Source organism: Variovorax sp. 20P10.2.4, assembly GCF_058244205.1.
In genome coordinates this window covers 1-9,073 of sequence record NZ_JBZAYE010000282.1, presented here as the reverse complement: position 1 = coordinate 9,073, position 9,073 = coordinate 1, and the positions used below count along the sequence as shown (strand labels likewise).

Below are 9,073 nucleotides of genomic sequence, written 5' to 3'. Positions count from 1 at the left end.
CTGTTCACGCTGATGACCCAGGGCCCGGTGGCCGCCGTGCTGGCCTACGCCGACAAGATGCGCCCGCTCAGCGGCGCCGAGCTGAACGCCGAGATCCAGCGCCTGGGCGACCCCGGCGACGCGCCCACGGCGCAGATGCACCTCGCGATCCTGCTGTCGCAGACCCGCGTGCCGGCCGACCTGGCGCGCGCGCTGGGCCTGCTGCAGCGCGTGATCGCCAATCCCGCGCCCGAGGCCCAGCCGCTGCAGCCGCTGGCGCGCGCGCTGGCCGCGCGCTACATCGAGCAGCGCCGCGTCGAGGACGACCGCGACAAGCAGGTGCAGCAGCTGCGCGACAGCCAGCGCCGCATCGACCAGCTCAACGACCGCATCGAAGCGCTGCGCGCCATCGAGCGCAGCTTCGCGCGACCCAATACGCCCGCGGCACCGGCCTCGGCACCGAACGGAAGCAGGTCCACCCCATGAGTACTTCGGGCGCCCGCCTCCTGGTCGTCGACGACGATCCGGACATGCTGCGGCTGCTGTCGATGCGGCTGAGCTCGGCGGGCTACCAGGTCACGGCCGTGACCTCGGCCGAGACGGCGCTCACGCAGCTCGAGATCGAGCATCCGCAACTGGTGCTCAGCGACGTGCGCCTGCCCGGGCGCGACGGCCTGGCGCTGTTCGACGAGATCCGCAAGCGCCATCCCTCGCTGCCGGTGATCCTGCTGACCGCGCACGGCACCATCCCCGACGCGGTGGAAGCCACCGCGCGCGGCGTCTTCACCTACCTGACCAAGCCCTACGACGGGCGCGAACTGCTCGACAAGATCGCCCAGGCGCTCGCGCTGGGCGCACCGGCCACGGTGCCGAGCAAGACCGGCGACGACAGCTGGCGCGTCGACATCGTGAGCCGCAGCAACCGCATGGCCGAGCTGCTGGCCGAGGCGCGCATGGTCGCCAAGTCCGACGCCTCGGTGCTGCTGCGCGGCGACTCGGGCGCCGGCAAGGAAATGCTGGCGCGCGCCATCCACAAGGCCAGCGCGCGCGCCGACAAGCCCTTCGTGGCGGTCAACTGCGGCGCCATTCCCGAGGCGCTGCTCGAGTCCGAGCTGTTCGGCCACATGAAGGGCGCCTTCACCGACGCCCACGCCAACCACAAGGGCCTGTTCCAGCAGGCCGACGGCGGCACCCTGCTGCTCGACGAGATCGGCGACATGCCGCCCGCGCTGCAGGTCAAGCTGCTGCGCGTGCTGCAGGAGCGCGCGGTGCGCCCGCTGGGCGCCAGCCAGTCGATCGAGGTCGACGTGCGCATCATCTCGGCCACCCACCGCGACCTCGATGCCGCAATGGAGGCCGGCCAGTTCCGCGAGGACCTCTATTACCGGCTCAACGTGGTCACGCTCACGCTGCCGCCGCTGTCGGCGCGCCGCGAGGACATCCCGCTGCTGGCCAACCACTTCCTGCAGAAGCTCTCGACCAAGTACGGCAAGCGGCTGTCGGGCTTCGCGCCCGAGGCCCTGAAGGCGCTGACCACCGCGGCCTGGCCCGGCAACGTGCGCCAGCTCTACAACGTGGTCGAGCAGGTCTGCGCGCTGTCGAGCTCGCCGCTGATCCCGCTGGCGCTGGTGCAGCGCGCGCTGCGGGTGCCGACCGTGGAGGTCCAGACCTATGCCGAGGCCAAGCAGCGTTTCGAGCGCGAATACTTGGTCGGCCTGCTGAAACTGACCGACGGCAACGTCGCCGACGCGGCCCGCCTGGCCGACCGCAACCGCACCGAGTTCTACCGCCTGCTGCAGAAGCACGAGCTCACGCCGGGCCACTTCAAGGCCGATGCTGTCGCTCCCGGTGGCGAGGGTGTCGCTGACGAGCGACGCCCCTAAGTCGTTGATTCATATGGGTTTTTTTCGGCAGGCCGGTGAGCTTGTCGGGATTCGGCGACAAAAACGGGGGTTTTGAGGCCCTTTTCGCCCTCCGGCCCCCGGAAATTCCGGCCGAAGCGGCCCAAGTGCTTGATTCCAAAGCACTTTTTCATGCTGGCACAGGGTTTGCCCCTGTAGTGGCATGACAGCATTCAACAGCCCATCTTTCGCACTGCGTCCGCAGCGCGACGGCCTGCGTCAAAAGCAGTTTTCCGCCTCGCGGCCCCGTGCCGCGGGCCATTCGCCAGCCGCGCTCGCCAGCGCCGGCGGCGTCGCGACGGATTGCGTCTTCAAGCGCTTTCCGGCCATTGGCGACACCTCCTCCTCCCTCGACAAGCAACGTTGGTAAACACCATGAAGCCGAACGACTTCTCCCAACTCAATGTCCTGGCCGATGCCGACTTCTCGCGCCGCAGCCCGGTGCGTGAGGAACGCCATCCCAACGCCGTCACCGCGCCTCCGGTCAACCGCGGCTCGATGACGCCCCGCCCCTGGCGCGGCTTCTGGAACAGCATCGGCACCGCCCTGCTGGTCCGCCTGGGTGCCGGCGGCAAGCGCGAAAGCGCCCCGGCCGAAGCCAAGCAGCCGTGGCAACGCGCCGCCTCGCAGCGCCGCCTGGCCTTCATGCTGCTGACCGTGCTGAGCACCGTGGTCGCTTCCACGCTGTTCGCGGGCGTGCAGCCCGACTACGACAACGTCTGGCTCGAATACGGCCAGATCGGCCTCTACGGCCTGCTCTCGGGCTGGGTCGTGACCGGCTTCGTGACCGCCCTCATGGGCTTCTATGTCTCGGTGCGCGGCGACAAGCATGCGCTCTCGGTCAAGCAGGTGGCCAACCACCCGATGAACCCCGAGGCCCGCACCGCGATCATCATGCCGATCTGCAACGAGGACGTGGCCACCGTGTTCGCCGGCCTGCGCGCCACCTGCGAATCGGTCGCGGCCACCGGCCACGCCAAGCAGTTCGACGTGTTCGTGCTGTCCGACAGCTACAACCCCGAGACCGCCGCCGCCGAGCGCGCCGCCTGGGAAGACCTGCGCGCCGCGCTGGCCGACAGCCCGAACCAGCCGCAGGTCGAGGTCTACTACCGCCTGCGCACCCGCCGCACGCACCGCAAGGCCGGCAACGTGGCCGACTTCTGCCGCCGCTGGGGCAAGGACTACCGCTACATGGTCGTGCTCGACGCCGACTCCGTGATGAGCGGCGACTGCCTGACCTCGATGGTCAAGCTGATGGAAGCCAACCCGAGCGCCGGCATCATCCAGACCGCTACCCAGGCCATCGGCCACGTGACGCTGCATGCCCGCGCCCAACAATTCGCTTCCCGCGTGACGGGCCGCCTGTTCACGCTGGGCATGCAGTTCTGGCAACTGGGCGAATCGCACTACTGGGGCCACAACGCGATCATCCGCGTCGAGCCCTTCATGAAGCACTGCGCGCTGGCTCCGATCAAGGGCACCGGCGGCATGTCGGGCGGCATCATGTCGCACGACTTCGTCGAAGCCGCGCTGATGCGCCGTGCCGGCTACAACGTGTGGCTGGTGTCCGACCTGGTCGGCAGCTACGAACAGCAACCGCCGGACCTGCTGGCCGAGCTGCAGCGCGACCGCCGCTGGTGCCAGGGCAACCTGCAGAACGCCCGCCTGATGGCCGAGCCCGGCATCCACTCGGTGCACCGCGCGATGTTCGTGACCGGCACCATGGCCTACGTTTCCGCCCCGCTGTGGCTCGCGTTCCTGACGCTGGGCACCGCGCTGTGGCTCAGCGGTTCCAGCCTGATCTCGAGCTGGAGCGTGCTGCCGGCCGAACTCGCCGGCCTCTGGATCTGGACCCTGTGCCTGCTGTTCCTGCCCCGCGTGCTCGGCATCGTTGCCGTGCTGATGCGCGGCGAGCAACGCCAGTTCGGCGGCCTGTGGGGCCTGATCAAGAGCTCGGTGATGGAAAGCGGTCTCGCGATCGTGCAGGCACCGGTGCGCATGCTGGCCCACTCGCTGTTCGTGCTGGTCGCCCTCACCGGCATCAAGCTCGACTGGAAGTCGCCCCCGCGCGAAGCCGCCGCCGTGCCGTGGAAGGTCGCTGCCTCGCAGCTGGCCCCCATGACGCTGGTGATCGCACTGCTGGCCGTCGGCGTCGCGATGATCGACCCGAGCGCCCTGATGTGGCTCATGCCGGTCGGCCTGCCGCTGCTGCTGGCGATCCCGCTGACCGTGCTGACCAGCCAGATCGCGCTGGGCACCACGCTGCGCGACCGCGGCTTCCTGCTGATCCCCGAGGAATCGCGTTCGCCGGCCGTGCTGCGCCGCGCCTGGATGCATGCGCTGCGCCTCTCGCGTCCCGCGGCGCTGGCCACGGCCTGACGCGCGCACGCCACACGCCTCGCATGAAGCCGGCCCCGAGGGGCCGGCTTTTTTCATGGCGCGCCTAGAATCGCGCCTTCCTTTTTTCCACCCACGGATCCTCTCGATCCCCTGGAGCGCCAAGTGCCCCGATTCGCCGTCACCACCCTCTGACGCCGACAACACCACTTCACTGGTCATGTCGGGCGCCAAGCTGCGCATCCGCTGACCGGACACGGCCCTTCGCTGGAAACAGCGGCCGTCGAAGTCGCTCCCGATCCCTCTCAGCTTCGCTCCCGCACGTTGTCGGTTCTTCCTGGTTTCCATCCGGAGAACAAACGTGTTTCCCCTTTCTTCTTCCCTCTCGTCGCTGCCGCTGCTGAAGTACCCGCGGACCGCGCACCTCGAAGGCTCGCGGCTGCAGCCCGGCGACAGCGACGACGGCCAGACGCCATTGGCGGCGCTGCACGGACTGCACGTGGTCATCGAGGAAAAGCTCGATGGCGCGAACGCCGCCGTGTCGTTCAGCGCGGCCGGCGAGCTGCTGCTGCAGTCGCGCGGCCACTACCTCGCGGGCGGTGCCGGCGAGCGCCAGTTCAACCTGTTCAAGCACTGGGCCGCCACGCACGAGGCGGCGCTGCTCGAACGGCTCGAGGACCGCTACGTGATGTACGGCGAATGGTGCTTCGCCAAGCACAGCTGCTGGTACGACCGGCTGCCGGCCTTCTTCCTGGAGTTCGATCTCTACGACCGCCAGGCGCAGCGCTTTCTCTCGACGCCGGCGCGGCAGGCGCTGCTCGCGGGCGGCCCGGTGCTGTCGGTGCCGGTGCTCTACGGGGGCGCGATGCCACGCCAGCCGAAGGCCCTGCGTTCGCTCGTGCGGCCCTCGCTCGCGCGCAGCACCGGCTGGCGCTCGGCCTTCGAACAGGCCGTGGCCGACGAAGGCCAGCCGCTCGCGCTGGCGCGGCAGCAGACCGACCTGTCGGACCTGGCCGAGGGCCTGTACCTCAAGACCGAGTCGGACGGCCAGGTGACGGGCCGCTACAAGTGGGTGCGCCCGGACTTCGTCCAGACCATCCTCGACTCGGGCTCGCACCACAGCCGCCGGCCGCTGCTGCCGAACCGGCTGGCGCCGGGCGCGGACCTCCATGCGCCGGTGCCGCCGCTCGGCTGGCACGACCTGGGACTGCGCACGCTGCGCGATCCCGCCGAACTCACGACCACCGGGAGGCCGCGATGACTTTCGACGAACTTCGCACGCTGGTGCCCGCGCCCGAAGAGGGCGCCGACTGGGCGCGCTGCTGCGAACTGCTGCCGGGCCTGCTGCGCCTCGAGGAGACGCCGCAGGATCCGTACTACCACGCCGAGGGCAACGTCGGCCTCCACACGCGCATGGTGCTCGATGCGCTGGCGCAGGACGAGCACTACCGGCGCGCCGATGCCGACGGCCGCTTCGTGTTGTTCATGGCCTGCCTGCTGCACGACATCGCCAAGCCCGACACCACGGTGATCGACGAGGCCAGCGGCCGCATCGGCCAGCCCGGCCACTCGCGCCGCGGCGCGGTCGACGTGCGCGTGCTGATGTGGAAGGCGCGCGTGCCCTTCGCGCTGCGCGAAGCCGTGTGCCGGATCGTCGCGGTGCATCAGTTGCCGTTCCATGCCTTCGCCTCGCGCAAGGGCGAGCGGCCCGAGCGGCTGGTGCACCGGCTGTCATGGGAACTGAGCCTGCCCGACCTCTGCTGCGTGGCGCGCTGCGACATGCTGGGGCGCCATTACGAGAAGCGCTCCGACAGCCTGGCCGACATCGCGCTGTTCGAGCAGCTCGCGCAGGAGGAAGGCTGCTGGGACGGCCCGCGACGAATGGTCGACGCCCACACGCGCCTGGCCTACTTCCGCGGCGCCGACACCAGCCCCGACTACTCGCTGTTCCAGAACCCGGGCTCGCGCGTGACGGTGATGTGCGGCCTGCCCGCGAGCGGCAAGAACCACTGGGTCGCGCAGCAGCGCAAGGGTTGGCCGGTCGTGTCCTTCGACGATGCGCGCGCCGAGCTGGGCCTGAAGCACGGAGAGAACGACGGGCTCGCCGCGCACCACGCGGTCGACCAGGCGAAGGCGCTGCTGCGCAGGCAGGAACACTTCGTCTGGAACGCCACCCACCTGAGCCAGCAGATGCGCACCAAGACGCTGGACCTGCTGTGGGCCTACCACGCCCGGATCGAGCTGGTGTACCTCGAGGTGCCGCACACCGAGCTGATGCGCCGCAACCGCGAGCGCGACACGACGCTGTCGAACGCGGGCATCGAGCGCATGCTGCACCGCTGGGAGCTGCCGACGCCGATCGAGGCGCACGCGACGGTCTACGAGGTGCAGACCTGAAAACGACGAAGCCCGCCGGGTCGTCCCCGGCGGGCTTCGTCCATCTCTCTATATATGTACGCGGCTCAGAACGGCAGCTTCGGCCCGCCGGGACCACCCATCCCGCCCATGCCCTTCATGCCGCCCATCTTCTTCATCATCTTCATGAGGCCGCCACCCTTCATCTTCTTCATCATCCCCTGCATCTGCTCGAACTCGTTGAGCAGGCGGTTCACTTCCTGAACCTGCACGCCCGCGCCGGCCGCGATGCGGCGCTTGCGCGTGGCCTTGAGCAGTTCGGGCTTGCGGCGCTCCAGCGGCGTCATGCTCTGGATGATCCCTTCCTTGCGGCGGATGTCGCGCTCGGCGCGCGTCATGTCGGCCTCGCTGGCCTTGGCGGCCATCTGCGTGGGCAGCTTGTCCATCAGGCTCGAGAGGCCGCCCATCTGCTTCATCTGCTGCAGCTGGCCGAGGAAGTCGTTGAGGTCGAAGCCCGCGCCGCTCTTGACCTTGGCGGCGAGCTTCTGCGCCGCCGCCACGTCGACGCCGGCCGTGACCTGCTCGACCAGCGCGACGATGTCGCCCATGCCCAGGATGCGGCCCGCATGGCGCTCGGCGTCGAACACCTCGAGGCCGTCGATCTTCTCGCTCACGCCCGCGAACTTGATCGGCACGCCCGTGACCTGGCGCACCGACAGCGCCGCGCCGCCGCGCGAGTCGCCGTCGGTCTTGGTCAGGATGATGCCGGTGAGCGGCAGCGCCTCCTTGAAGGCGCGCGCCGTGTTGATCGCGTCCTGGCCCTGCATGGCGTCGACCACGAACAGGGTCTCGACCGGGTTCAGCGCGCCGTGCAGTTGCTGGATCTCGGCCATCAGCACCTCGTCGATCGCGAGCCGGCCGGCCGTGTCGACCAGCAGCACGTCGAAGAAGTGGCGCTTGGCGTGGTCGAGCGCGGCGCGCGCGATGTCCAGCGGCTTCTGGTCGGGCGTGCTCGGGAACCATTCGGCGCCGGCCTGCTTCGTGACGGTCTTGAGCTGTTCGATGGCGGCGGGCCGGTAGACGTCGCCCGACACCGTGAGCACCTTCTTCTTGCGCTTCTCGATCAGGTGCTTGGCGAGCTTGGCGGTGGTGGTGGTCTTGCCGGCGCCCTGCAGGCCGGCCATGAGGATCACCGCCGGCGGCTGGGCCGCGAGGTTGATGTCCGAGACGCCCTCGCCCATGGTGGCGGCGAGCTCGCGGTTGACGATGCCCACCAGCGCCTGGCCCGGCTTGAGCGAGCCCAGCACTTCCTGGCCGAGCGCCTTTTCCTTCACGCGGGCGACGAAGTCGCGCACCACGGGCAGCGCCACGTCGGCTTCGAGCAGCGCCATGCGCACTTCGCGCAGCATGTCCTGCACGTTGCTTTCGGTGATGCGCGCCTGGCCGCTCATCGTCTTGACGAGGCGGGAGAATTTTTCGGTGAGAGCGCTGGCCATGGAGGGGATGCCTTGCTTGCTGCCCCGCTGCGGCGGGACGGATGGGAGAAGTCGCGGGAGACGGGTAGGAGGGAAGCTGGCGCGCGGCACCCGGAAATGCAAGGGTGAGCGGCTAAACTCCGATCGATGATTTTAGCGATCCCCTCCCCACTCGGCGTGGCGCTGGGCATCGCCGCCGCGGCCGCCTACGGTTTTGCCGCCGCCGCAGGCGCCCGGCTGAGCCGGCAGGCCACCCAGTGGGCGCTCGGCCTGGCCTGGCTGCTGCATGCCGCGGTGCTCGGCCATGGCCTGGTCGGCCACGAACCCCGCTTCGGCTTCGCGCCCGCCCTGTCGGTCACGGCCTGGCTGGTGCTCACCGTCTACGCGGTCGAAAGCCGCATGTACCCGCAGCTGCAGGTGCGCCGCGCGCTGGCCTGGCTCGGCGCGGCGGCGGTGCTGCTCGCGATCCTCTTTCCCGGCACGCCGCTGCACGTGTCGGCCTCGCCCTGGCTGCCGCTGCACCTGGCGCTGGGCATCGCCTCCTACGGCCTGTTCGCCGCCGCGGTGGTGCACGCCTGGCTCACGACCCGCGCCGAGAAGCAGATCCGCCTGGCCACCGAGCCGCAGGGCGGCGTGCCGCTGCTGACGCTCGAACGCCTCACCTTCCGCTTCGTGACGGCCGGCTTCGTGCTGCTGTCGGCCACGCTGCTGGCCGGGCTGCTGTTCAGCGAGCAGCTCTACGGCGCCGCGGGCCGGGCCTGGAAGTGGGACCACAAGTCGGCCTTCTCGGTGCTGGCCTGGATCAGCTTCGCGGTGCTGCTGATCGGCCGCGCGCGCTTCGGCTGGCGTGGGCGCACGGCGCGGCGCGTGCTCTACGCGGGCTCGGCGCTGCTGCTGCTGGCCTACGTGGGCTCGCGCTTCGTGCTCGAAGTGGTGCTGGCGCGTCCGCCGGCCTGAAGACACCTCATGAAATACCTTCTCGTCCTCGCGGTGGTCTGGGTCGCGATCTGGCTCTGGCGCAAGAAC

The 9,073-nt window shown here is 69.7% G+C and carries 8 protein-coding genes; 7 read left to right on the top strand and 1 reads right to left on the bottom strand.

Annotation, left to right across the window (positions count from 1 at the left end; translation table 11 throughout):
- From AC27VN_RS23470 to AC27VN_RS23445, 6 genes are all read left to right on the top strand, one after another.
- The coding region (locus AC27VN_RS23470) for a hypothetical protein (protein WP_490878059.1) at positions 1–465 on the top strand (465 nt) is incomplete at its 5' end.
- Entirely contained in the window at positions 462–1,862 is a 1,401-nt protein-coding gene (locus tag AC27VN_RS23465) for a sigma 54-interacting transcriptional regulator (protein ID WP_093353476.1), read from the top strand. The genes AC27VN_RS23470 and AC27VN_RS23465, both read left to right, overlap by 4 nt.
- A gap of 181 nt (positions 1,863–2,043) precedes the next feature.
- Positions 2,044–2,250 (top strand): hypothetical protein, encoded by a 207-nt coding sequence (locus AC27VN_RS23460; RefSeq protein WP_057591126.1) that lies wholly within the window; start codon positions 2,044–2,046, stop codon positions 2,248–2,250.
- 5 nt (positions 2,251–2,255) lie between these two features.
- Positions 2,256–4,259: a glucans biosynthesis glucosyltransferase MdoH gene (mdoH, locus tag AC27VN_RS23455; RefSeq protein WP_490878058.1), complete on the top strand. Its 2,004-nt coding sequence runs from the start codon at positions 2,256–2,258 to the stop codon at positions 4,257–4,259.
- A 319-nt stretch (positions 4,260–4,578) separates the two neighbouring features.
- Complete coding sequence (locus AC27VN_RS23450) at positions 4,579–5,478, top strand: RNA ligase family protein (protein WP_490878057.1); 900 nt, start codon at positions 4,579–4,581, stop codon at positions 5,476–5,478.
- Positions 5,475–6,614, top strand: coding sequence for an AAA family ATPase (locus AC27VN_RS23445; RefSeq protein WP_490878056.1), 1,140 nt, complete (start codon positions 5,475–5,477; stop codon positions 6,612–6,614). Before AC27VN_RS23450 ends, AC27VN_RS23445 begins: the two co-directional genes overlap by 4 nt.
- A 65-nt stretch (positions 6,615–6,679) precedes the next feature.
- Here the strand turns inward: AC27VN_RS23445 and ffh are convergent, their stop codons facing one another.
- Positions 6,680–8,068: a signal recognition particle protein gene (gene ffh / locus AC27VN_RS23440; protein ID WP_208508242.1), complete on the bottom strand. Its 1,389-nt coding sequence runs from the start codon at positions 8,066–8,068 to the stop codon at positions 6,680–6,682.
- Positions 8,069–8,194: 126 nt separating this feature from the next.
- On the opposite strand from ffh, the gene AC27VN_RS23435 reads away from it, so the two are divergent.
- Positions 8,195–9,004 carry a cytochrome C assembly family protein gene (locus AC27VN_RS23435; RefSeq protein WP_093353466.1) on the top strand — a complete coding sequence of 270 codons (810 nt, stop codon included), beginning with the start codon at positions 8,195–8,197 and terminating at the stop codon, positions 9,002–9,004.
- Positions 9,005–9,073: the final 69 nt, after the last annotated feature.

Excerpts from the sequence above, each read along its gene's own strand:
- AC27VN_RS23465 (WP_093353476.1), top strand. The coding sequence starts at position 462 with ATGAGTACTTCGGGCGCCCGCCTCCTGGTCGTCGACGACGATCCGGAC.
- AC27VN_RS23460 (WP_057591126.1), top strand. The coding sequence starts at position 2,044 with ATGACAGCATTCAACAGCCCATCTTTCGCACTGCGTCCGCAGCGCGAC.
- mdoH (WP_490878058.1), top strand. The coding sequence starts at position 2,256 with ATGAAGCCGAACGACTTCTCCCAACTCAATGTCCTGGCCGATGCCGAC.
- AC27VN_RS23445 (WP_490878056.1), top strand. The coding sequence starts at position 5,475 with ATGACTTTCGACGAACTTCGCACGCTGGTGCCCGCGCCCGAAGAGGGC.
- ffh (WP_208508242.1), bottom strand. The coding sequence starts at position 8,068 with ATGGCCAGCGCTCTCACCGAAAAATTCTCCCGCCTCGTCAAGACGATG.
- AC27VN_RS23435 (WP_093353466.1), top strand. The coding sequence starts at position 8,195 with ATGATTTTAGCGATCCCCTCCCCACTCGGCGTGGCGCTGGGCATCGCC.